Genomic DNA, 23,289 nt, shown 5'->3' with positions numbered 1-23,289 from the left:
ACCATCGTGATTCCACGAATCCACCATGCTCGCCGCATGTTCGCTCCCTGTGCAAGATCCGATTGGATCGTCCGGCGCATACCATACTGACGCGTCGAAGGCGGTGCAATCGTGCTCACGAGCGGGCCGGGCGGCTCAAAATAAATAGGTCAAGAGCGCCACTCCATTCCATGCGCCTGATGTATATAGTCATGCAGCGGGTCCGTTCGGGCTGAACAGCGCCTGATGCACTGGCGGATGATTTCTCACATCAGATAAAAAGGGTAGGTCTCATGCGTTTCAGGATGTGCGTGCGGGATGTGTTGGTGAGCTGCATGCTGGCGGCCGGTTTTGTCATTCAAGCTCATGCCGAAGAACAGCAGGCCGCCGAGGCGGCGCCGGCGTCTCCTCCCAGCCAGTCGGCCTCTTCCGCAACTCCTGCGACTGAGACTACGAGCGCGGTGACCTCTGAGGAGAATGAGGCCGAGCGGGGGCGCCGTGAGAGCGCGGAGTTCGAGCGCATTGCCAAGCAGTACCGGAAAACGGAAAAAGATGGCCAGACCTTGTACTGCCGGAATGAGAAGACGCTCGGTAGCCGGCTTGCCAAGCCCGTCTGCCTGACGGATACCCAGCTGCGCGCACGCATTCGCGCCGCCGAGGAGACTCGCACGCAAATGAGCAGGACCGGAAGTGGCTGCAGGCCGGGGGAGTGCTGAACGAACGCGCCGGACAGGCAGAGGCCTGACGGCGGTTTCACTTCCCTCCTCTTGCCCGCGAAGCGCGAGTTCTGCCGCTTCGCGGGCTTCCGAAATTAATCGCAAGCTCCAAGTTTGTCCGAGCGCGCCGGCGCGCGCTCCTCGAGCACAGCCTTCGATGGCAGATCAGCTGTCGGTGACCTTCGCCGGGCTCGCCCGCTACCCGTCAGTCGCAAGTCGTCCAGCGACACACGACCAACCGCAGCCCCCCCTGGCCAGGTTGATCTCGTCAGCGACGCAATACTTTCCCAATCGTGAAATTGTTCTTGCGCTCCTTCGTCCAAGTCGCAATACTTTGCCAACTGGGAAAGTAATTGCGAGCGGACGACGTCCGCCGAGGAACGGCCTGTGTCACTGAAACTCTATTCGCATCCGCTGGCTTCGTACTGTCACAAGGTGCTCATCGCGCTGTACGAGAATCGAACGCCGTTTGAACCTGTGCACGTGGATCTGGGGAATGCGCAGTCGAGGGCTGCGTTTGTCGCGGTCTGGCCGACGGGCAAGATGCCGGTGCTGGTGGATGAGCGCCTCGGGCGCACGGTGCCGGAGAGCAGTGTGATGATCGAGTATCTGGAGCAGCACTATCCCGGCCCGGTGCCCCTGTTGCCGCATGATCGAGATGCGCAACTCAACGTGCGATTGTGGGATCGATTGTTGGACAGCTATGTGATGTCGCCGATGCAGTCAATCGTTGCTCAGCAACTGCGCTCCGAGACCCAGCGGGATGCGCTCGTGACTTCGAGCTCTAGAGAGACCCTCGACATGGCGTATGAACTGGTGGAGCGGCAGCTTGCGGATAATGTCTGGGCCGCGGGCGATGCGTTCACCATGGCGGATTGCGCAGCGGCGCCGGCGCTGTTCTATGCGAGCATCGTGCACCCCTTCCCAGCGAGCTGCCGGCGCCTTGCGGAGTATCATGAGAGGCTCATGGCGCGGCCGTCCGTCGCTCGCGTGCTGAAGGAAGCGCGGCCGTATTTCGAGCTGTTTCCGCTGAAGAAGGATATCCCTGCGCGCTTTCTGCACGACTAGGTGCGAGCGGAGCGCACCCCGTGCAAGCAGGAGCGGCGACGCGGCTAAGAAGGAAGCGCTTCGTATCGAGCGCCACGGATTTCGAAAGTCAGTATGCGGGGTTTGACAAGACTGGGCAGAAGACTGCGAGGGAGACGTTATTTCCGCGGAAAACGCGCCATCTCTGTACGCGGCAGGATTGAATCGGAGAACTGACATGCAACGCATCGAGGATGCCGAGCGATTGGACCGCATGTTTCATGCGCTCGCGGATCAGAGTCGGCGTGGGATGCTGGATCGGCTGGCGAAGGGGCCCGCGTCGGTCTCTGAGCTCGCGGAGCCGTTGGAGCTTGCGCTGCCTTCAGTGGTGAAGCACCTGGCGGTGCTCGAGCAGGGAGGCATCGTCATCTCGCGCAAGGAGGGCCGAGTGCGGACCTATGCGCTGGCGCCGAAGGCGTTTGATGCCATCGAAACCTGGGTTGCGAAGCGCAAGCGCGGGCTCGATCGGCAGTTCGATCGGCTGGAGCAGTTTCTCGCCAAAGGAGCAGGCTCGACCGGAGAGAGCAAATGACGGAGCGATCCGCGTCTCATACGAGCTTCGTCATCGAGCGGGACTTCCCTGCCCCACCCTCGCACGTGTTCTTTGCGTGGTCCGATGTGGAGGCGAAACTCAGCTGGTCGGACTGTCACACGGACGCGAGGGACAGCGAGTTCAGCATGGACTTCCGGCATGGAGGCCATGAGCATTATCGCGTGCGGCTGCCCGATGGCATGACCCTCTCGGTTGAGAAGGTGTTCTTTGATATCGTGCCGGATCAGCGGATCATCTTCGGCTATGACCTCGTCATTGGCGAGAAGCGACTGTCAGCTTCGCTCGTGACGGTGAGTTTCGAGCCAAGCCGCAAGGGAACGCACATGACCTACACGGAACAGCTCGCCCTGCTCGATGGCTTCACGGACGTTGAGGAACGGATCGAAGGGACGAACGAAGGATTCGATCGGCTGGAGTTACTACTGAGAGACGCGGTTCGCGCCTGATCGGTTCGCCCCAGGCGATCCCATGGTATCCCCCCTCACCGCGGCGGCTGCAGCGCCACCATGACGAGCGACGCTCAGACCGGCTCCGCCACCACGATATAGTCAGATCCATGCCGGATGCCGCCTTCGCGGGCAACGAACGCGAGGGCGCGATCGCGCAGGGCTGCGATGTGAGATTGCAAGGAGACGGCAAGAGATCGATCCCGGAGCTTCTGAAGCGCCTGGACGCACATGTCGAGCTGGCTGTGGACGAAGCGCTCGCCGTAGCGGATAGGAAACTGCTGCGCATCCAGCACCCGAAACTTGGCGAGCTCCAGATGTCGTAGCGCCCAGTGCAACGGGTACTCCCGATAGGGACGGTCTCCGCTCAAGAGCAAGCAGGCGTCCCGAAGCCGACCGATCTCGTTAACAACGCGACCCGCCGGATCGGTGGGCACGTGAGGGACGTAGGGTTCGAGCCCGACCACATACAAACGACGCCCGACATGCGGCCGCAGACGTGGAAACAATTGATCCTGCCAGTAAGGCGCAAAGCCATCGACGGCGCCGAGCAGATAGTCCGCCAGCACCACATCGAAGGTTTCGCCGGCAAGCAGCTCGGGTTCGAGCCAGTTGCCCACGATCAGGCGATCGTCCGCACGCATCTGCTCGCCGACCTGCTTGCGCACCACCTCCGCCATTCGAGGCGAGCCCGTCACGGCCGTCCAGCGCGTCGTCGCAAGCGACAACAGCCACCGCATCGAGCCCGGCCCGGTGCCCGCATCCAGCACCGAGCCCCAAGGCATCGAACCGTGGAGCTCGTGGATGCGCTCGTAAAGCGATAAGTTCATGGTGTTCTTAGAACGCCCACGGTATGACACCCTGGGCGCTCGCAAGACGCGCGAAACGAAGGCTCATCCGCGGTATCAGAACGACACCCGAAGCCCCGCCGTCACGCCGCGCCCAGGCAGGGGCACGACATGCGCAAGGTACGACGCATGGTTCCACACCACCTCATCGAGCAGGTTCGTACCGCGCAGATACACCGCCGGGCCCTCCCCGCCGCGCATGCTGTAACTCAAGGTGAGATTCAGCATGTCGTAGCCGGGCGTGACCGACTCGAAGTCCGCCGCGATGTCGTCCTGCTCATTCACGCGGTAGTACTCGAGCTCGCCGGAGATCGCCTGCATCGTTGCATTGAGCCGCGTGCCATAGCGGGCGGCGGGAATGCGAGGCAGGTTGCCGCCGTCTTTGAGCTCAGCGCGGACGTAGTCGCCGAAGACGGTGGCGGCGAACATCTCATTCACCCGATACGTCGCCTCGGCTTCGACGCCTGTGAACTTCGCATCACCCTGCGTGTACTTGATCAGCCGGAAGTCTTCGAACTGATCCAGCGTGCGAGCGTAGATGTAGTCATCGATGTCATTGCGGAACGCGCCGACCGCGAACGTCACATCGCCCACATTCTTCTTGAGCGTGAGCTCCACGTTGCGGGACGTTTCGGTCTCCAGACTTGCGTTGTTCTCCGGCCCGCCGCACGTCAAGGGATGCGGGATCAGGCCACACTCGTACGTGTTCGTCGCGAGGTGAATGCCGCGGGCGTACAGCTCCTGCGCGTGAGGCATGCGCTCGGAGTGCGTGACGGCGAGCGTCAGTGAGTAGTCCGGCACGAACTGCCAGATCGCCGCCGCAGACGCTGACGTCGCCGAATCATCGAACTCGGGCCGACCGCGAGTGTCGTTGATGGGCGTGTGCTTCTGCCACTCCTGGCGTGCGCCCAGCTCGAAGTGCCAGGCATCGCTCAATTCGATGTGCTCGACCGCAAACAGGCCGATGGTGCGGCTCTCGACCGTGGGCAGGAACGCCTCGGTTCCCAGCGAGCTGAATTCATTCTCGGCGTACTGCACACCGACGACGCCCCGAAGCGGCCCGACCTCGGCGTGCTGCACCTCGATGCGAGCCTCATAGCCGTCATTCAAGAACGTCGTCGCAATCTCCCGCTCTTCCAGCTCATAGTGACGATAGTCGGTGTGACTTGCGCGCAAGCGAATGCGCTCGACGCCCGCGAACGGCTCGGCCAGCTCACCGCGCAGATCCACGCGCTTGCTGAGCAACGAAATCTCCGGGACCGCTTCATGCTCATGCTCATGATCGTGGTCGTGATCCTCGCCACCATCATCCTCGTGGCCGCCACAATGCAGCGCGCTGCCGTGCGGGTGGCAGCTTTCATACTCATGGCTGTGGCCCGGGATGCCATAGCCGTCATCGCGATACGAATACGCAAGCCCCAGGAATCCGCGCTCGCCGACCCAGGACACGCCGAGGCTCGCGTTCTCCGACTCGGAGAACGTGCCATCGACGCGGGATTCATCCAGTCCGCGAGCGCGATAGTTGTCGGCATCGCGCATCATCGCCTCGGCATGAAACACCAGGTGATCGGTGGCCTGCGCCGTGATCTCGAAGGCGCCCGCCTTCTCTTCGGCCACGCTCGAGCCACGCAGGCCGAAGGAGCCTTCGATGCGATCTTCAGGCAACCGATCCGGAATCTTCTTATCGAGCACGTTGACGACGCCGCCGATCGCGCCGCTGCCGTAGAGCAAGGTCGCAGGTCCGCGAAGCACCTCGATGCGCTCGATCAGAAGCGGCTCCGCCGTCACGGCGTGATCAGGTGAGATGTTGGAAGCATCGAACAGCACGGAGCTGTCCGAGAGCACCGCGACGCGCGGCGCAGTCTGGCCGCGAATGACGGGGCGGCTCGCCCCACCGCCGAAGGTGTCTGAATTCACGCCAGGCAGCGAGTTCAGCGTATCGCCCAGGGTCGGCTGCGAGCGCTCGAACAACGCCTGACCCTCCAGGATGCTGTAGGACGCCGCGAGATTCTGGGGGTCCTCATCCACGGCGCTCGCCGAAACGCGCACCGTCTCGATGATGCGATCCTCCCCGCGCTCCTGCGCCTGAGCGCCCAAGGCGATGCCTGCCAGCGAGCCTGCGAGCGCCAGGCGAATGCTCCATGCCAATGTGCCGTGGGCCAACGCTTGATGGGCGGGTGTGCCGTGGGCCAGTACGTTGTGAGATCTCATGAGGGTCTCCGAAATAACGAAACGAAGATTCGGGACCGGACAGGATGGGAGGCGCCCGCGATCGCTCGCTTCCAATGACGTGAGATCACACGCTGCACGCCCAATGCACGCAAACGCTCACCGTCGCAAGTGAGCGCAACGGGCTCAATCATCATCGGTGTCATCCAAGCTCTGCCCGGCGACCGCGCGAACGACGCGCAGCCGATTCGTCGCGAGGCGCACGGCGCATCACGACAAGAACAAGGGTCAATCAGCTCAGCGAAGGCGCTGCAATGGGAGGCTCGCCCGACGCAAGAACACGGCGCGAACGAGCATTGCAGCGAGGATCAGAGCGCCGGGGGGCCCTGGCTCAGATAGAAGGTAGGAAGATCGAACGCGATCTGCGGCACGCCGATTTGGACGACGGCCTCGATGGCGACGAGCACCAGCCGGGACAGGGCTGTGGGCGTGGGTGCCGGCGCGCCGGCGGGCAGCGACAAGCAGAAGCTACATGCGGTGGACGGCCCATTCGACGGCAACTCATCGCCCGAATGGATGTGCGAGGCAAAGGCGACCATCCACACGCACAGCATCAGCCCCACCAGGACGACGCGGGAGCGCGGTCTTGCTGGCGATCCACGTAGACGTGAAATCAAGGGGGGATGCATGCGCGCGAGTGTCGCAGCGCATAGAACACTTTTCAAGTACATGGAATGTGCTTACGGAACCGAATGCTCGAGCAGGAATTGATGCGACACATCCGCCCCCTGGGAGTGTTCCCATGCCACATCGACGCAAGAAGTCCCTGAAGGACGATCAACCCCCGAAACGTCGCGGCGCGAATCGACGCAAGGCCAAGCAGGACCCGATCGCCGCCGAGTACGCCGCCCGCGAAGAAGCGCGGCCCACCGTTCGCAGCAAACAGGCGCGCAAGACATCGGGCGGCAAGCGCAAGGCGAGCGGCCCGGCTCGCAAGCGCAGCAAGAAGACCCAGGCGGTCAAGAATCCCACGCGGCGCTCCAAAGCCCCTAAGACGGCCCGCGCCCGGTAGCGCCGCTCATCCTCCGAAGCGCGAGATCGGTGCGGCGGCCATGCCCGCCCGGCGAGGCGGATTGCTATGATCCGACGCATCGTGCACCGATCGTCGCCATGACCCTCACCGAACTGCGTTACATCGTCGCCCTGGGCCAGGAGCAGCACTTCGGACGTGCGGCCGAGCGATGTAACGTCAGCCAGCCGACCTTGAGCATCGCCGTCAAGAAACTCGAAGACGAACTCGGTGTGACATTGTTCGAGCGCGCCAAGCAAGGCGTCATGGTCACCCCGCTGGGTGCGCGCATCATCGGCATGGCGAGCGGCGTGCTCGAGCGAACGGCGGAAATCAAAGATGTCGCCTCGGGCGATTCAAATCAGCTGAACGGCCCGGTGGCGCTCGGCACCCTGTCCACCGTCGGGCCGTATCTGTTGCCGCAGTTCATTCCCCTGCTCAAAGAGATGGCCAGCGGCATGCCGCTCTTCGTCGAGGAAGGGCCGCAACAAACATTGGCGGCGAAGCTTCGCAACGGGGATCTGGATGTACTGTTGCTCACCGCGCCCTTCAGCGAGCCGGACATCGTGACCCAGCCGCTTTTCGATGAGCCGTTGGTAGTTATGCTGCCTGCACGGCACCGGCTCGCAAGCCAGCCGATCATCGATATCCAGGATCTCAATCCCGCCGAGGTGCTGCTTCTCGATGAAGGCCACTCGTTTCGGGAGCAGGTCCTCACCGCGTTCCCCCACCTTCGCCCGCAGGATCCAGGACACAGCTCGATGAGAGGCAGCACGTTCGAGACGTTACGTCACATGGTCGCCTCGGGCCTGGGCGTCACGATCCTGCCCCAGAGCGCGGCGAATGCCCCGCTCTACGCAGCCGATATCCTGGTGACCCGTCCCTTTACAGATCCTGCGCCGAAACGCACCGTGGTGCTCGCCTGGCGCGTCAGCTACCCCCGGCACAAGGCCATCGACGTGCTCCGAAGGGCCATTCAGGCCAGCAGCGCCGCGTATTGGAACTACAATAGCGCCCGTGAGCCCGGCGCTGCCGGCGTGATGGTCGAGAACCGGGACTGGTAGGGCAATGCAGCCGTTGTCGAAAATCGTGGTGGTGGGCGGAGGCACCTCCGGCTGGCTGGCCGCGGCCATGCTCCGCCATCACTTGAAACGCGAGCTGTGCGAGATCGAGCTGATCGAATCCGAAGAAATCGGCACGATCGGGGTCGGCGAGTCCACGGTGCCGCCGTTCGTCGGCCTGATCCACCGGCTCGGGATCGATGAGCAGGACTTCATCCGCGCGACCGACGCCACCTACAAGTTAGGCATCCAGTTCGTCGGCTGGCATCGACGGACTGACACCTACTTCCACCCCTTTGGCGGCATCGGCAAGCCGATTGCGAGCTACGACTTCTATCAGTGCTGGCTCAAGGCCCGGGCGCAGGGACATGCATCGTCGCTGCAGGATTTCTCACCCTGCAATGTCATGGCGGAAAATGGTCGTTTTTTCCCGCCTTCGCGTGCACGCAACACTCCCATCGGTGGGGCCAATTATGCATTGCATGTCGATGCCGGGCGGGTCGCACGTTACCTTCGCCAGTACGCCGAAGCCCGTGGCTTGAAGCGCACCGAAGGCCGCGTCACCGACGTGCGCCGACGGGACAACGGCTTCATCGATCGCATCGTGCTCGAGGACGGCCGTGAGATTCGCGGCGACTTCTTCATCGACTGCACCGGCTTTCGAGGCGTGCTGATCGGCAAGACGCTCGGCGTCGAGTCGCACGACTGGTCGAAGTATCTGCTCTGCGATCGCGCCATCGCCGCGCGCACCGAGAATCAAGGGCCGCGGCTGCCCTACACCCGCGCCACCGCGCAGAAGTCGGGCTGGATGTGGCGCATTCCTCTGCAGCGTCGCACCGGCCAGGGCTATGTCTATTCGAGCGAGTTCTGCAGCGATGCGGAGGCGCGATCGACGCTGCTTCGGAATATCGGCGGCGCAAGCCTCGATGAGCCGCGGATCATTCCCTTCAACACCGGACACCGGCGCGAGTTCTGGAAGCTCAACTGCCTGTCGTTGGGCCTTGCGAGCGGCTTCATCGAGCCGCTGGAAGCCACCGCCATGCATCTGATCGCCCGCGGCATGGATTTCTTCCTGCGCTACTTCCCGGCGAGCGACTGCGATCCCGCGCTGGCGCGCGAGTACAACCGTCGCATGACCGCCGATTTCGAAGAGGTGCGCGACTTCATCGTGCTCCACTACAGCGCCACCGATCGCGACGACTCGCCATTCTGGCAAGCGTGCCGACGGATCCCGCTGCCGGACTCGCTTCAGGAGCGCATCGAGTTGTTCAAGAGTCAGGGCGCGACGCGAGAAGGCGTGGATGAGTTGTTTCGCGCCTCGAGCTGGCAATCGGTCTTCGAAGGCATGGGCATCCGGCCACGCGCCTGGTCACCTCGCATCGACCACATCGACTACTCCCAGATTGAGGCCACCCTGCGCACCGCGAAGGCGGCGATTGCGGGCATGGTCGAGCACCTGCCCACGCACGATCAGTTCTTGAGCGGCCAGCTCGGCCAACTCGACCAGCCCGCCTCGCCATAGCGAGAATCAATCGGCGCCAGGTTGTGGCTGATCGCACGCGTCTCCTATAAACCCTCGCCATTACGAACGCTGTCACCGGCGCGCTCAGGCGCGCCCTGTCGGCCTACAACGAACGATGGGGCTCACGTGTCGATCGCCAAGCTGTCGGTTGCCTTCTTCCTGCAGATGTTTTTCATCCTGGCTGCCTGTCGCTTGGTCGGCTGGCTGGGTCGACGCTATCTGAAGCAGCCGCAGGTGGTCGGCGAGATGATCGCGGGCGTCGTCCTGGGCCCTTCGCTATTCGGGTTGTTTCTGCCTGAGCTGCAGAAGATCGTCTTCCCCGCCGAAACCAAGGGCATCTTGTATGTGGGCGCACAGCTCGGCGTCGGTCTCTACATGTTTCTCGTGGGGCTCGGCTTTCGAACCGATCACTTCAGACACAGCCTCGGCAAAGCGGCGGCCGTGTCGATCTCCGGCATGGCGGCGCCCTTTCTGATCGCCATCGTCGGCACGCCCTGGCTCATGACGCTGCCGGGATTGTTCGCCGAGAACGCGACGCGCTTTGACGCCACCTTGTTCATGGGCGCAGCGATTGCGATCACGGCGTTTCCGATGCTCGCGCGCATCATCCATGAGCGCGGCCTGAGTCACACCTCTTTGGGCACGCTGTCCCTGTCCGCCGGCGCCATCGATGACGCGGCGGCCTGGTGCGTCCTGGCAGTCGTGCTTGCAAGCTTCGGGGCAGGCGCAGGGGTTGCGATCACGGCTATCGTCGGCGGCATCGTGTTCGCAGCGTTCATGCTCCTGATCGCGCCGAAGCTGCTCGCGCCGCTTGGCCGCATGGCCGAACGTGAGCAGGCGCTCGGTCATGGCTTGAGCCCCACGCTGCTGTCGATCGTGCTCATGCTGTTCATGTTGTCGGCGTACGTGGCGGACCTGATCGGTCTGCATGCCGTGTTCGGCGGCTTTCTGCTCGGCACCGTGATGCCGCGAGGCGCCCTCGCCGATCAGCTACGACAAACGCTCGAACCGTTCACGGTCGTGCTGCTCCTGCCCATGTTCTTCACCTACTCCGGGCTCAACACCCAGCTCACCATGGTGAACAACGCCGAACTGCTGCTCGTGGCCCTGGTGATCCTCGCCGCCTCGGTACTGGCGAAGTTCGGCGCCTGCTGGGCCGCCGCGCGCCTCTCCGGTCAGGACAACAGCACGGCGCTCGGCATCGGCGCCCTCATGAATGCTCGAGGCCTCATGGAGCTCATCATCATCAACATCGGCCTGCAGGCCGGGGTGATCGGCCCGGCGCTGTTTTCGATCCTCGTGATGATGGCGATCGCCACCACGCTCATGGCGTCGCCGCTCTTTGAGTACGTCTATGGTCGCGACGCTCGGGCGCGCGGCGAACTAGACGCCCTGCAGAATCCGGCGAACTGACGGCGAGCCGCCGCGCGTGCGTTGATGCGCGGCGGTGTGCGCAAGCTCGATGGCACAGGGAACATCGATGCCCGGCGTGTACAGCAGCGTCCGGCGCGCACGCAGCGTGCTGTCCAGAATCGTTACGAAATGCTCCGAGGTCTCTCGCACCTCCGCAGGTAGAAAATCCTCCGCCACATCGTGCGGCACCAGACGGCCGCCGGTTTGTGAGATCCAACCGGCGCCATCGCCGCCGCCGATCCCGATGGGCCGCACGGGCAGGCTCGCAAAGGCATCGCGCACATACACGAGCCAGCGATCTGCCTCGAACCCGGCGGCCGCGAAGTCCCCTGGATGTGAGAACAGCAACGCCCAACGCCCCTCGAGCCACCGGCGCAGCGGATCGGATGAGGACGAAGAAGAGATCGCGTTGAAGTTGAAGGTCGCGTAGTCACCTCGCACTGACATCTGCAGCATGGCTCCTCCGACGGATCCAGAATGCTTGAAAGTGGGGATCAAGATGCGGCCGCGGGCCATGAGATGTCAGTCGGCCCGCGGTCGAATTGCGGTCACCATCGCGAGTTGCCGGTGATACTTGGCTCCAGCAGCGCCTTGCGTGAAAGTCGATTCCCACGAGCGGCCCGCGAGTGCTGTCACTTTTACATGTGAGAATCGCCGACCCAGAGAATCCATCACAACACTGTTGACACCCGGTCGCCGATGAGTAACATGCGCGCCCCCGGCACACAGCCGGGTCTCAACTCGGAGACGGACATGCACGCATCGCAAAATCTTGAAACGAACATGAACAACGCGCGTTGATCCGCAAGATGACTTGCGGAGCACGCCAGCTCCCCAAGTCAGGTGCGAAGCATAGAGCTCCGCTAAAGCCCCTGGCCGGGAAAACCCAGCCAGGGGCTTTCTGTTTTTGAACTCCGGACTGGCCCTGGCCGGGAACACCCAGCCAGGGGCTTTCTGTTTTGCAAACTCCGGACTCGCCCTGGCGGGAACACCCAGCCAGGGGCTTTTTGTCTCACCGGACTTTACGTCGGGACGGCTGGCCATACATAAGGAAGAAGAGTCATGCCAGTACAGATCACATTGAACAAAGCTCGGGTGCCGGTGAAGGTGTTCACCCAGGACATCGAGCACGACGCCATTCAGCAGCTGCTGAACGTGGCGCAACTGCCTATCGTCCACGGCCACGTGGCCGCCATGCCGGATGTGCATCATGGCATCGGCGCGACCGTGGGCAGCGTCATTCCGACCAAGCAGGCCATCATTCCGGCGGCGGTCGATGTCGATATCGGCTGCGGCATGAATGCCGTTCGCCTCACGCTGCACGCGAAGGATCTGCCGGAGAGTCTTGCGAAGCTACGTAGCGCCGTCGAGGCGCGCGTGCCCGTGGGATTCAATCAGCACGATTCCGACAAGGTCCGTGGCAGCGCTCATGCGCGTCAGGCTCGCACGCTCGACGATCGACTCGACAAGATCATCGGCAAGCATCCGGGCGTCATGAAAATGCAGCGTCAGTTCGCACAGACCTGGGTGTGCCAGCTCGGCACGTTGGGCGGCGGCAACCACTTCATCGAACTGTGTCTCGATGAAGAGCAGCGCGTGTGGGTGATGTTGCATTCGGGCTCGCGAGGCATCGGCAATGTGTTCGGCCGCTACTTCATCGAGGCCGCGCGCAAGGACATGCGCCGTCATCAGGTCAATCTGCCCGATCGGGATCTGTCGTACTTCAGCGAGGACTCCGATCTGTTCGATGACTATGTCGAAGCGGTGGACTGGGCGCAGGACTATGCGCTGTTGAATCGCAGCATGATGATGAAGCTGGTGCTGGATGCGCTATCTCCTCACCTGCCGCCGTTTCGAACCGACGGGGAGGCGATCAACTGCCATCACAACTACGTGGCGGTGGAACATCACTTCGGCGAGAAGCTGTTCATCACCCGCAAGGGCGCGATCAGCGCGCAGGAAGGTCAGCTCGGCATCATCCCCGGCAGCATGGGCGCCAAGTCATACATCGTGCGCGGCAAGGGCAATCCCGAATCGTTCTGTTCCTGCTCGCACGGCGCCGGTCGCCGCATGAGCCGGACGGAAGCGAAGCGTCGCTTCAACCGCTTCGATCTGGCCAAGCAGACCGAGGGCGTCGAATGCCGCAAGGATGGCGGCGTCGTCGATGAGATCCCCTCGGCCTACAAGGACATCGACGTGGTGATGGCGAATCAGTCGGACCTGGTCGAGGTGGTGCACACCTTGAAACAGGTGATGTGCATCAAGGGCTAGAGAAGTGGCGGGCTGCGTCGCAAAGCGCAGCCCGCCTGACCTGCTCATGCCTTGCCCAATTTGCTCGCTACCCAGTCATTGACGAGCCGCTCGAGCACCGCAAGCGGCACCGTACCCGACGCCAGCGCCATGTCGTGAAACTCACGAAGATCAAAGCGCTTGCCGAGCTTCTTCTTCGCCTCCTCGCGCAATTGCAGCCATCGGGTCTGGCCGATCTTGTAGCTGGTCGCCTGCCCCGGCCACACGCAGTAGCGCTCCACTTCCGTCGTCACCACGGAGCGATGCTCGCCGATCGAATCGACCATGTAATCGACGCCCTGCTCCCGCGTCCATCGTTTGTGATGCAAGCCTGAGTCGACCACCAGGCGCGCGGCGCGAAACATAAAAGAGTGAAGATAGCCCAGCTGACCGAACGGATCGTCTTCGTACACGCCCATCTCATCGGCGAGTTGCTCGGCGTACAGGCCCCAACCTTCGCTGTAGACAGAGAACGATCCCAACCGTCGCACGGGGTGAACCGAGGTGGATTCCTGCGCCAGCGCGAGTTGATGATGATGACCGGGCGATGCTTCGTGCGCGGTCAACGTCATCAAGGTCCAGCGCGGCGTTTCCGCGGTGTCTCGCAGGTTGATGTAGTAAGCGCCAGGTCGCGAGCCATCGAGCGCAGGCGGCTGATAGTAGCCGCCGGTCGCGCCCGCTTCGATGTCCGGCGGCACGCGACGAATCTCCACTTTCGCCTTCGGAATCTTGCCGAAGTACTCCGGCAAGCGCGCCTGTATCTTCACCATCCCGGCGTTCAGATATGCAAGCAGCTCCTGCTTGCCGGCGTCGGTGTTCGGATAGATGAAACGTGCATCGGTCGCGAGCGCGCGAAATCGTTCGCCGACCGTGCCCTTCGTCAACCCCTGGCTCTTCAGCAGCCGGTCCGCCCGAGCGGAAAGCTCCGCCATCTGCTCGAGCCCGAGGCGATGAATCTCCTCGGCGCCAAGTGAGGTCGTGGTGGCGTAGCGCAACGCATACTTGTAGTAGTCATCGCCCTTTGGAAGTTTCCACACGCCGGCGTCACTGCTCGCCTTCGAGCGAATGCCTGCGATCTGATCGCGCTGACGCTTGAGTGCAGGATGAACTTCTTGCTCGACCAGGCGCGTGGCGCGTGCTGACCAGTCGCCCGCAATCCCCTTTTCACGCGTACGCGTTGCGATGGATGTTACCAGGACGGTTTCAGCCGGCTTTTGCGCGAGCATGCCATCCATCATCGCGACGGTGCGATCCACGGCAAAATCTGGTGGGATCACGCCCATTGCATACTCGGCCCGCAGGCGTGCGGTCTCGTTATCCAGCTCTTTAGCGAACGCGGCGACGCGGGACAGGTACGCGTCGGCATCCTCGCGCGTCTCGATCGAATGCTGGTTGTGCAGGAAATCCGGGATGCTTCGATACGTGCCGCCGAGCTGATGCACGCTGTAGGGCTCGGGCCAGCTGAATGTGCCGTAATCGAATTCATCGTAAGCGCCGACGACCGTCGAAAAGTAATAATCGAACGTGTCGTAGTCGGCGCGCGCTTTGGGCGACAACGCTTGTCGATCGATCTGCTTCAAGCGCGCGAGCGCCGTGCGGCCCGCGTTACGATCTTTCTCGATACCTGCCGCCGAACGGTCGTGCAACTTGCGCTTGGCGGCGGCGTGCTCGCCCTTGTCGAGTCCGAGACTGGTGCGCGTCTCGGGATCGGACAGAACGCTCTCTTCATAGATGTAATCCATCACCGCATTGAGCTCGGCCTCGGCGTCTTTGGCCGCGGTCGATGCGCTTTGTGAGAACGCGATGGATGGAAGTTGGGCGGCGGCCGCCGTGTATACAGCGGACTTCAGAAACGATCGTCGGTCGGACAAAGTCGGTGCTCCTGGTGCTCGATGGCGAGCACCAATAGCACTCCGCTGCCAGAGCCCGCAAGGCGAGCCAGTGCAAAGGCGTCCGAGGGTTGCGACGTTGCTTACCCCTGCCTCGCCATCGTCAAGGTTCGTTGATCGAGGGTGCGTTCCCAGATCACCAGCGCCGCACCGATCGCAAGACATACGGCGATCAGTAACAAGCTCGCCGCGTAGCTGTTCGTGTAGGACTTCGCAAGACCAATGGCGGCGGGCCCGAAGAAGCCACCGAAGTTGCCGACCGAGTTGATCAAGGCGATCGCGCCGGCGGCCGCGGCGCCCTGCAGGCCCTTGCTCGCCATCGCCCAGAACGCGGGCAAGCCTGAATAGATGCCGACAGCGGCCATACAAAGCGCAATGAATGCAATCACGGGTCCTGTGGTCCAGCCACTCACCGTAAGCGCCGCAGCGCCCAGCAGCGATGGCAACGCCACGTGCCAGGATCGCTCATCGGTCGCATCGGAGTGCCGTCCCCAGAGCACCAGCGCGATGCACGCGGCGGTGTATGGAATCATGGTGACGAGGCCGACTTGCGCGTTGGTCATGTCGCCCAGCGACTTGATGATCTGCGGCAGCCAGAAACCGAAACCGTACAGTCCGACCAGGATGCAGAAGTAGACGATGCCGGCGCGCCACACGCGCGGCGATGACAGCGCTTCGCGCAGGCTGCTCGCATGACCCTGCGCGCGGTCGGCGTGCTCGCGCGCGAGTTCGCCTAGCAGCCAGCGCTTCTCATCGGCGCTGAGCCATTTCGCATCGGCGGGACGGTCTGGAAGGACGGCGAGCACGACGATGCCGAGCAGGATGGTGGGGATGGCCTCCAGCAGGAACATCCATTGCCAGCCCTTCATACCGAATGCCTCGATGCCGAGCAAGGCAGTGGTGATCGGTGCGCCGATGACGCTCGACATCGGCAGCGCGATCATGAACAGCGCAATGATCCGGGCGCGGTGCTGCGAGGGGAACCAGCATGTGAGATAGAAGATGATGCCGGGGAAGAAGCCGGCCTCCGCGATGCCGAGCAGCATGCGCACGGTATAGAAGCTCATCGGCCCCTGCACGAACGCCATCGCCGCCGACAGGATGCCCCAGCTGATCATGATGCGCGCGATCCAGATCCGCGCGCCGAAGCGCTCGAGCATCACGTTGCTCGGCACTTCGCACAGGATGTACCCGATGAAGAAGATGCCCGAGCCGATACCGAACACGGTCGCCGTGAGTCCCAGATCCGCATTCATCGTGAGCGCTGCGAACCCGACGTTCACGCGATCCAGGAATGCAAAGAAATACAGCACGCCCAGAAACGGAATCAGTCGCCACGCGACCTTGCGTAGCGCCGCGCTGCCCACCTCGTCAGCCTGTGTCATCGAGTTACCTTGAGCTGGCCGGCTCGGCCCGGCGGCGATCTTCCCAAAAGGCCCCGCCGTCGCCAACTCACTCTCCATCCACCGCCCGCCTCTATGCTAGGATGCGCCCCCGAGCTGACCTTCGGGCCGCGCTCGATGCGTGTGGAAGGGTGGCAGAGTGGTCGATTGCACCGGTCTTGAAAACCGGCAGGGGCGCAAGCCTCTCGTGGGTTCGAATCCCACCCCTTCCGCCAAAAACCAAAAGCCCCCAAGTGGGGCTTTTTGCTTTTCCGAAGATGCTGCACGTCGCGCAGCCAGCCCATTTCTGTGGGTATAGTGTTGGCCAAGCTGTCCCGGTGGATATGATACCCACCATGACCAGCGCGGACTTGATCAAAAACTCCAAGAAGCAGGCTGGAAGCTCCGCGCGGTGCGCGGTTGCCACCATGTGTTTCAGCATCCGGATCGTCCGGGGCACTTGACGGTACCGCACCCAAAGAAGGTAAAGGCATCGTCCACAAGCTGATGAAGCAGGCTGGGCTCAAGTGAAGGGAGATGGCGATAGAGGAATAGAGAGATCAACATGAGATTCACGATTGCGATCGAACCGGATACCAAGGAAACCGCCTTCGGGGTGGTGGTTCCGGATCTGCCGGGCTGCTTCAGCGCGGGCGACACCATCGAGGAAGCATTCGACAACGCAATCGAGGCGATCGATGCCTTTTGCGAGATCCTCGCTGAGGACGAGGGTGATCTGCCAAAGACTCGGCCGATGTCCGAGTGGCAGAAGAACCCTCAGTTCAAGGGTTGGACCTGGGGCGTTGTCGACGTGCCCATCGAGAAGTACTTCGGACCCGCGGAGAAGATCAACATCACCGTGCCCGCGCGCGTTTTGAAGCGCATCGATGAATTCGCCCGCAAGCACGGAGAGACGCGTTCCGGGTTCCTGGTACGCGCGGCTGAGAAGGCGATGCAATGACTTCGTCCGCCCTGCACGTTCCTGGATGCTGAGCGCCTCAGTCAATCGCATGCGAGCCGGATGATTCAGATGGATGGCAGGGGCTACCTCAGACCCGGTATCCCAAATGCCGGATCGCCCTTGCTAAACAGGGGCGAGTCTTCGCTCACCCGATACGCCGCATCCAACATCAGATCGCCCTCGATCACATTCGCCCCTTGCCTCGCCACCGCCGCATCCTTCGCCAAGAGTCCATTTTCGTTTCCGAATAGCCCGCTGTACCCGATCCAGATCTTGCTGTTCCCCGTCGCCCGAGCCACATAAGGCTTGTTGTTCAGAAAAATCGAGTTCGTTGCATGGATCGTCGCCTCCTGCTCCCCGTACAACGCATCGTCGAGATTGCCATCGAACACGCAGTTCGACACGTGTGCGGTCGAGTTCGTGTATGCGGCGATGCCGGCTGAGTCGTTACCGCGAATGAGCGAGTTGCGCAAACGCAGGTGCGCGTACTCATCCAGCCAGATCGCGACGTGCCCGTCGAGGATGCGAACGTCTTCGACATCGAGATCCGTGGAGCCACGGCCCGTGAGCGCCATCTTCTGATACTTCTCGATCGTGACATCGCGAAGGCGCACGCGGCTGTCGATGGCGAAGATGCCGTGGCCTTCGTAGATCTCATCTTCTTCGACCTCGAACTTGAAGCCCGTGAATTTCAACCCGCTCACCTCGACGCTCGAGCGATGCAGGACGAGTCCCGTCGTGCGTGGCCCCATGCTGCCATCGAGCACGGCGCCAGGCTCGCCCACGAGACTGATCTGTTTGCCATCGACGACCACGAAGCCACGGATGGTATGAATCTTATAAGGCACATCCCGTACGGCTTTGGGCGAGTACGTACCGGCGCGGATCTGCACGATGTCACCATCAGAGGCTACGTCGACGGCCGCCTGAATGCCGCTGCCGCCGGAGAATGCGCAGTCCGGCGCCATGGTCTGCGTCGGACACACCACAAGAACCTGCGGACCTGCGACGCCCTTCTCACCGAGCGAGCTCGCCTGCGGCGGCGGTGAGCAGCCAGCCAGCAAAGCGACGATCAGAGCGAGGGACAGACTCGACTTCGCGGGCATGCGGTGACTCACGACGTTGGTGAGTCAAGTATGTTGGCAAGCTGCCGATGCTCATAGATGCGAAGTTGGCCCCGCCTGGTGCCGGGCACACACCGCAAGGACGTGAGTGAAGCACGGACGTTCCATTGCGAGTTCGTCCATGTCAGGTCTCGGTCAGCCCCCGCCGCCTATGCTGCGCGTTATGCCGCGTGTCCCTATCCATCATTTGATGAGAATGAATCCCGATCACATCCAACTCGGCGCACGCCGGAGCCTTCCTCATGCGACTGCTGCTGGTTGAGGACAATCCGCAGCTGGCGGGACTCGTCCTGGACGGACTGGCACGCCAGGGCTTCGCCATCGATCGCGCCGGCTCCTTGAAAGAAGCCATCGCGGCGCGCGCGGCTGCGAGCTATGACTTGATCCTGCTCGATCTCGGTCTGCCCGATGGCGATGGCATGAGCCTCGTGCGTCAACTGCGCGAGGGCAATGACTCCACGCCGATTCTGATTCTGACGGCCCGCGGCGGCTTGAACGATCGTTTGATCGGCTTGGACAGCGGCGCCGATGACTATCTGGTGAAGCCCTTCGAGATCGCCGAGCTCGCAGCGCGCTGCCGGGCGCTCCTGCGACGTCCAGGCGCAAGCCTCGGGGTGGTTCTGCAGCTGGGCAACGTTGCGCTCGACACGACCACACGCATGGTCACCGTCAACGAGCAGCGCATCGAGGTGCCGCCGCGCGAAGTCACATTGCTCGAGTTGCTGTTGAGACGCGCTGAGCAGGTGGTCCGCCGCAGTCACCTGGAAGAGTCCCTCTACTCGTTCGGCGACGAAGTCACGCCAAACGCGCTCGAAAGCGCGGTGTCGCGACTTCGCAAACGTCTGGCCGCAGCGCAGGCCACTGTCCTCGTGCGCACCGCGCACGGCATCGGCTACGCCATCTTCCAGCAGTCCTGAAAATCATGACCTCCGGTCCGAGCCTCGTTCGACAGATCTCCGTCCGCCTGGTCGCGGCCGCGGTGATCGTCTCGCTGATCGAGATCATCGGCGTGCTGTTTCTGTACAGCGCCGATCATCCCAAGCTCGCCGAGGAATGGGTGAATGCGCAGAGCGAGCGCATCCACGCGGCGCTCACCAGCGGCGATGCCTCGCAGCTTGCGCAACTGGATGTTCCCTATGGCGCGGAGGACTGGACATTCCTCGTCCACGACAGCAAGCGCCATCCCCGCTTTCAGCAGGACGCGAAGAACGCCGCAACCTTCGATCCGCTGCCCGCGCCGATCGATCACGACTGGACGCGCATCGCACGCGACGACTCGCCCATCGTGCTGTACGGATCGAGACACTTGCCCAACGACGCCTGGCTCACGATCGGCGTGACTGGGAAGTCATTGCCGCTGTTCGCGCCGGTTTTCATGCGCGAGGCCTATGCGCACGTCATCGTGCCCGTCGCCCCGGTCACCATCCTTCTGCTCGCGCTGAATGTTTTCATCGTGCGACGGATGCTCGCGCCGCTGTCGCAAGCGGCCTCGGAAGTCGACGCGCTCGACCCCTCACGGATGGAAACGAGACTCTCGGTTCCCTCGACGCCTCGCGAGGTGCGCGCCCTCGTGCTCGCGATGAATCGCGCGCTGGATCGGCTGGCGCAGGCCATGCAAACGTTGGAGTCCTTCACCGCCGACGCCGCGCATGAGATGCGCACGCCCCTCTCCATTCTGAAATTGCGGGTCGAAGCGTTGGAGCCGGGCCCGGCCAAGAACGCCCTGCGCGAGGACGTGGCCGCCATGACGCGCCTGGTGAACCAGATGTTGGATCTGGCCCAGGCCGACACGCTCGATGCACAACTCACGCAAGCGGTGGATCTGCCGACGCTGGCGCGCGATGTGATCGAGCGCATGTTGCCGGTCGCCGTGGCGCGCGGTTGTGACATCGAGCTCAAGAACGAGGGCGGCGGCTCGATCAAAGGCCACGCTGAAGCCTTGTCGCGCGTGCTAACCAACCTCATCGACAACGCCATCGCGCATTCACCCAAAAATCACAGCATCGACGTCGTGGTGGGCCCCGGCCCTCGCCTCATCGTGCGCGATCGCGGCCCGGGCTTCTCGCGTGAGAGCGCCGAGCATCTGTTTCGAAGATTCTGGCGCGGCGCCTCGCCAGGTCGCGCAGGCGCGGGCCTCGGGCTCGCTATCGCGCAGAGCATTCTGTCCAGGCATGGCGCCACCATCACAGCAGACAACGCCGTCGACGGCGGCGCGGTCTTCACGATCCAATGGATTCAAGAGAGCTTGTCATGAGAACTGCGGGCGTGCCGGCGTTGATCGCGGCACTGGCGTTGCCCATCGGGCTCGATGCCGCCGAATCACCCGATGAGGCGGGCGCGGCGCTTGTGATCGAGGGCGCCTACAAGGGCGAAGCCTGGCGCAACGTGAGCGGCGGCGTGCGTCGCGACGGCGCGTATCTCGACAACATCGATCTCATCGCAACGCTCGATGCCGAGCGCGCGTTCGGCTGGCGCGGCACGACCTTCATGGTCTCAGGTCTGTACAACAACGATCCGAGCTTGTCGGATCGGATCGTGGGCGACATCCAAACGGTCAGCAACATCGACACCTACGGCGCCACCCGCCTCTACCAGGCCTGGGTCGAACACGCGTTCGACGCCGGCGCGTTCAAGGCCGGTCTGATCGATTTGAACAGTGAGCTGGATGTGAACGAGACCGGCCTGCTGTTCATCCACAGCTCGCACGGCATCGGCCCGGACTTCAGCCAGGTCGGTGAGAACGGTCCGTCCATCTTTCCGATCACCGGATTGGGCGCCGTCATGCGCTGGGATTACAGCGAGCGCGTGCAGGCGCGCCTTGCGGCGTTTGAAGCCACGGTCGGCGATCCGGAGCGTCCGCATCGAACGACTTTCGATCTTGACAGCGACGAAGGCGCGCTGCTCGCCGGCGAGATCACTTTTTTGCCCACGCAGGCGAGCCGATATCTGCTCGGGGTGTGGCGACACACCGGACGCTCCACTGACCTCGCCGATGAAGAGCTGCAGCGTCGAACCGAATCGCTCGGCGTGTACGGGCTCGCCGAAGGAACGCTCATGGCGCGCGGTGAGCATTCACTGAACGGCTTCGTACGGGTGGGCGTGGCCGACGCCGACGTGCATCAGATCTCCCGCTACGTGGGCGCGGGCGTCGTGTGGTCCGGGCCACTATTCACGAGCGCTGAGCGCGAAGAACAATTCGGCCTTGCGCTCGCAAGCGCTGCGAACGGCGGCAGGTTCCGTCGCGCCCAGGCAGCGCTCGGCACAACGGTCGAGCGACACGAGACCGCGATCGAGCTCACCTATCGCGTGCAGGCGCTGTCGTGGCTCGCGCTACAGCCCGACGTGCAGTACGTGATCAATCCGGGCACGGATCCGACCTTGGACAACGCGTGGGTGGTGGGGCTTCGGTTCGAGCTGAGCTGGAGCAAAGAGGCGGGCTGAGCGCCCGCCTTCATCGACACATCAAACAAATATCAGACCGTCGCGGCGCTCGCCGCCTTCTGCTTGCGCGCGCGCTGGCGCTCCTCGACCCGCCTGCGATCGACGTACATCATCCAGCCGGTGATCACGAACAGGGGCAGCGCAAGGCTCGATAACATCAGCAGCACGCTGCCCACGACGCCGAAATAGGCGCCCTTGTGAATCGATAGCATGCTCGAGAGCAAGCGCGCGCCCGTGCTCTTGTCCGCATAGCGAACATGCGAGAGCACCTGTGAGTTGGTGGGATCGATCTTTATGGTGCTGAACGCGGTGGCGTGCGGTGGATCGAACTCGAGATATTGAATGCGCAGCGGCTCTTCGGCCTGTTTCGGCAGACGCAGGCTGATCTGACCCACCCTCTCGTGCGAGGTCGCCTGTTCGAACGCGCTCCACACCTTCGCCACATCCGCGGCCACCAGCGGCTTGCCCGCCATCTGCTCCTCGGCCACCGGCGGCACCCCGGCCATACGCTCGAGCAGCGAGCTGTACCAGTCATACGCGAAATACAGGCCCGTCAACGCAGACAGCAGCAGCAGCGGCAACACGTAGGTGCCGATGACCGCATGAAGTGAATACAGAAAGCCGCGACCTTTCAATCTCCGGTCGACCACGAACCATGCGCGGAAGTTCGTGAGCCGCCGCGGCCATCGAAGATACAAACCGGTGGCCACGAGGCCCACCAGCAACACGGCGGCGGCGTCCACGACGCGTCGACCCACGTACTTGCCGCCGATGCGATCAGTAACCAGCCCCCGATGAATCTCTTCGACGATCTCGAAGAACTTCTCGCCACGCGCGCCGCCACGCTGCCACTCGTCGGTATACGGATTGAGATAGCGAACGATCTCACCGGGCCCGGATAGAAACAGCACGCGCACCGCGCTGTCCGCACTCTGCGGCGCGGTCACGGTGCGCACGCGAGCGCCCATGCGCTGCGCTTCGGTTTGGGCGCGCTCGATGATGTCCGGCATCGACAGGCGCTCACCTGCCATCGTCACCTTGCGCGCATCCGCATTCAGCGCCTCGAGGATCGGATCCTGAAACGACATCATGGCGCCAGTGACTCCCATCAATGCAAGCAACACGCCCACCGTGATGCCCACCAGCCAGTGGGCCTGGAACCAGAACCTGCTTTTAGCCATGCGCGCGGAACGGTAGAGAATGAATGGAAGAACGGTCGCAAGCCTAGCCTGCCCTGGCTGACAGAGGCCTGACAGGCGTTGCAATGACATGATAAACGCCCCCCCTCCGTGGAGGGGCGCGAGCCTGCCCCACGAGCGCGTACAGTCCGAGCCGTTCAGA

22 protein-coding genes and 1 tRNA gene are annotated in these 23,289 nt (G+C 63.0%); 15 read left to right on the top strand and 8 right to left on the bottom strand.

The window, feature by feature from the left end; all coding sequences use genetic code 11:
* The first annotated feature begins 272 nt into the window (after positions 1 to 272).
* The 4 genes from JM946_RS17085 (at position 273) to JM946_RS17070 (ending at position 2,780) form a co-directional block, all read left to right on the top strand.
* The gene (locus JM946_RS17085; protein ID WP_203168548.1) at positions 273 to 695 is read left to right on the top strand and encodes a hypothetical protein; all 423 of its coding nucleotides are present in this window, start codon (positions 273 to 275) and stop codon (positions 693 to 695) included.
* A gap of 387 nt (positions 696 to 1,082) precedes the next feature.
* Positions 1,083 to 1,763, top strand: coding sequence for a glutathione S-transferase family protein (locus JM946_RS17080; protein ID WP_203168547.1), 681 nt, complete (start codon positions 1,083 to 1,085; stop codon positions 1,761 to 1,763).
* 196 nt (positions 1,764 to 1,959) lie between these two features.
* Positions 1,960 to 2,313 carry an ArsR/SmtB family transcription factor gene (locus tag JM946_RS17075; protein ID WP_203168546.1) on the top strand — a complete coding sequence of 118 codons (354 nt, stop codon included), beginning with the start codon at positions 1,960 to 1,962 and terminating at the stop codon, positions 2,311 to 2,313.
* The gene (locus JM946_RS17070) at positions 2,310 to 2,780 is read left to right on the top strand and encodes an SRPBCC family protein (RefSeq protein WP_203168545.1); all 471 of its coding nucleotides are present in this window, start codon (positions 2,310 to 2,312) and stop codon (positions 2,778 to 2,780) included. The genes JM946_RS17075 and JM946_RS17070 overlap by 4 nt, the downstream gene beginning before the upstream one ends.
* A 74-nt stretch (positions 2,781 to 2,854) precedes the next feature.
* On the opposite strand, the gene JM946_RS17065 is transcribed toward JM946_RS17070, so the two are convergent.
* From JM946_RS17065 to JM946_RS17055, 3 genes are all read right to left on the bottom strand, one after another.
* Positions 2,855 to 3,610 carry a class I SAM-dependent methyltransferase gene (locus JM946_RS17065; RefSeq protein ID WP_203168544.1) on the bottom strand — a complete coding sequence of 252 codons (756 nt, stop codon included), beginning with the start codon at positions 3,608 to 3,610 and terminating at the stop codon, positions 2,855 to 2,857.
* A gap of 75 nt (positions 3,611 to 3,685) precedes the next feature.
* Positions 3,686 to 5,839 (bottom strand): TonB-dependent receptor domain-containing protein, encoded by a 2,154-nt coding sequence (locus JM946_RS17060; protein WP_203168543.1) that lies wholly within the window; start codon positions 5,837 to 5,839, stop codon positions 3,686 to 3,688.
* 326 nt (positions 5,840 to 6,165) lie between these two features.
* A complete protein-coding gene (locus tag JM946_RS17055; protein WP_203168542.1) occupies positions 6,166 to 6,411 on the bottom strand; it encodes a hypothetical protein in 246 nt (81 codons plus the stop codon).
* A 188-nt stretch (positions 6,412 to 6,599) separates the two neighbouring features.
* Between JM946_RS17055 and JM946_RS17050 the strand changes: the two genes are divergently transcribed.
* From JM946_RS17050 to JM946_RS17035, 4 genes are all read left to right on the top strand, one after another.
* Positions 6,600 to 6,869 (top strand): hypothetical protein, encoded by a 270-nt coding sequence (locus JM946_RS17050; protein WP_203168541.1) that lies wholly within the window; start codon positions 6,600 to 6,602, stop codon positions 6,867 to 6,869.
* 98 nt (positions 6,870 to 6,967) lie between these two features.
* Positions 6,968 to 7,930 carry a hydrogen peroxide-inducible genes activator gene (locus tag JM946_RS17045; RefSeq protein ID WP_203168540.1) on the top strand — a complete coding sequence of 321 codons (963 nt, stop codon included), beginning with the start codon at positions 6,968 to 6,970 and terminating at the stop codon, positions 7,928 to 7,930.
* Positions 7,931 to 7,934: 4 nt separating this feature from the next.
* The gene (locus JM946_RS17040; RefSeq protein ID WP_203168539.1) at positions 7,935 to 9,449 is read left to right on the top strand and encodes a tryptophan halogenase family protein; all 1,515 of its coding nucleotides are present in this window, start codon (positions 7,935 to 7,937) and stop codon (positions 9,447 to 9,449) included.
* A 126-nt stretch (positions 9,450 to 9,575) separates the two neighbouring features.
* Positions 9,576 to 10,862 (top strand): cation:proton antiporter, encoded by a 1,287-nt coding sequence (locus JM946_RS17035; protein WP_203168538.1) that lies wholly within the window; start codon positions 9,576 to 9,578, stop codon positions 10,860 to 10,862.
* On the opposite strand, the gene JM946_RS17030 is transcribed toward JM946_RS17035, so the two are convergent.
* Positions 10,833 to 11,318 (bottom strand): hypothetical protein, encoded by a 486-nt coding sequence (locus tag JM946_RS17030; protein ID WP_203168537.1) that lies wholly within the window; start codon positions 11,316 to 11,318, stop codon positions 10,833 to 10,835. The genes JM946_RS17035 and JM946_RS17030 overlap by 30 nt on opposite strands.
* Positions 11,319 to 11,924: 606 nt before the next feature.
* Between JM946_RS17030 and JM946_RS17025 the strand changes: the two genes are divergently transcribed.
* A complete protein-coding gene (locus JM946_RS17025) occupies positions 11,925 to 13,133 on the top strand; it encodes an RtcB family protein (RefSeq protein ID WP_203168536.1) in 1,209 nt (402 codons plus the stop codon).
* A 44-nt stretch (positions 13,134 to 13,177) separates the two neighbouring features.
* Here the strand turns inward: JM946_RS17025 and JM946_RS17020 are convergent, their stop codons facing one another.
* On the bottom strand, positions 13,178 to 15,022 hold the full coding sequence (locus tag JM946_RS17020; protein WP_203168535.1) for a DUF885 domain-containing protein: 1,845 nt from the start codon (positions 15,020 to 15,022) through the stop codon (positions 13,178 to 13,180).
* 101 nt (positions 15,023 to 15,123) lie between these two features.
* Positions 15,124 to 16,425, bottom strand: coding sequence for an MFS transporter (locus JM946_RS17015; RefSeq protein WP_203168534.1), 1,302 nt, complete (start codon positions 16,423 to 16,425; stop codon positions 15,124 to 15,126).
* A gap of 143 nt (positions 16,426 to 16,568) precedes the next feature.
* On the opposite strand from JM946_RS17015, the gene JM946_RS17010 reads away from it, so the two are divergent.
* The 3 genes from JM946_RS17010 (at position 16,569) to JM946_RS17000 (ending at position 17,383) form a co-directional block, all read left to right on the top strand.
* Positions 16,569 to 16,658, top strand: a tRNA-Ser gene (locus tag JM946_RS17010).
* Positions 16,659 to 16,834: 176 nt separating this feature from the next.
* Complete coding sequence (locus JM946_RS31700) at positions 16,835 to 16,930, top strand: type II toxin-antitoxin system HicA family toxin (RefSeq protein WP_407700554.1); 96 nt, start codon at positions 16,835 to 16,837, stop codon at positions 16,928 to 16,930.
* A gap of 57 nt (positions 16,931 to 16,987) precedes the next feature.
* Complete coding sequence (locus JM946_RS17000; RefSeq protein WP_203168533.1) at positions 16,988 to 17,383, top strand: type II toxin-antitoxin system HicB family antitoxin; 396 nt, start codon at positions 16,988 to 16,990, stop codon at positions 17,381 to 17,383.
* 83 nt (positions 17,384 to 17,466) lie between these two features.
* Here JM946_RS17000 and JM946_RS16995 read toward each other — a convergent pair whose 3' ends face one another.
* The gene (locus JM946_RS16995) at positions 17,467 to 18,489 is read right to left on the bottom strand and encodes a right-handed parallel beta-helix repeat-containing protein (protein ID WP_203168532.1); all 1,023 of its coding nucleotides are present in this window, start codon (positions 18,487 to 18,489) and stop codon (positions 17,467 to 17,469) included.
* 260 nt (positions 18,490 to 18,749) lie between these two features.
* Here JM946_RS16995 and JM946_RS16990 point away from each other — a divergent pair, with 260 nt between their 5' ends.
* Genes JM946_RS16990 through JM946_RS16980 form a run of 3 tightly spaced genes read left to right on the top strand, consistent with a single transcriptional unit; the run spans position 18,750 to position 21,948 of the window.
* On the top strand, positions 18,750 to 19,424 hold the full coding sequence (locus JM946_RS16990; RefSeq protein ID WP_203168531.1) for a response regulator: 675 nt from the start codon (positions 18,750 to 18,752) through the stop codon (positions 19,422 to 19,424).
* A gap of 5 nt (positions 19,425 to 19,429) precedes the next feature.
* A complete protein-coding gene (locus tag JM946_RS16985; protein ID WP_203168530.1) occupies positions 19,430 to 20,761 on the top strand; it encodes a sensor histidine kinase in 1,332 nt (443 codons plus the stop codon).
* Positions 20,758 to 21,948 carry a carbohydrate porin gene (locus JM946_RS16980; RefSeq protein WP_203168529.1) on the top strand — a complete coding sequence of 397 codons (1,191 nt, stop codon included), beginning with the start codon at positions 20,758 to 20,760 and terminating at the stop codon, positions 21,946 to 21,948. The genes JM946_RS16985 and JM946_RS16980 overlap by 4 nt, the downstream gene beginning before the upstream one ends.
* Before the next feature lie 32 nt (positions 21,949 to 21,980).
* On the opposite strand, the gene JM946_RS16975 is transcribed toward JM946_RS16980, so the two are convergent.
* Positions 21,981 to 23,129 carry a PepSY-associated TM helix domain-containing protein gene (locus tag JM946_RS16975; protein ID WP_203168528.1) on the bottom strand — a complete coding sequence of 383 codons (1,149 nt, stop codon included), beginning with the start codon at positions 23,127 to 23,129 and terminating at the stop codon, positions 21,981 to 21,983.
* Positions 23,130 to 23,289 lie beyond the last annotated feature (160 nt).

This window comes from Steroidobacter gossypii, from assembly GCF_016801985.1.
GTDB classification, from domain to species: Bacteria; Pseudomonadota; Gammaproteobacteria; order Steroidobacterales; family Steroidobacteraceae; genus Steroidobacter; species Steroidobacter gossypii.
This window is presented reverse-complemented; position numbering and strand designations above follow the sequence as displayed.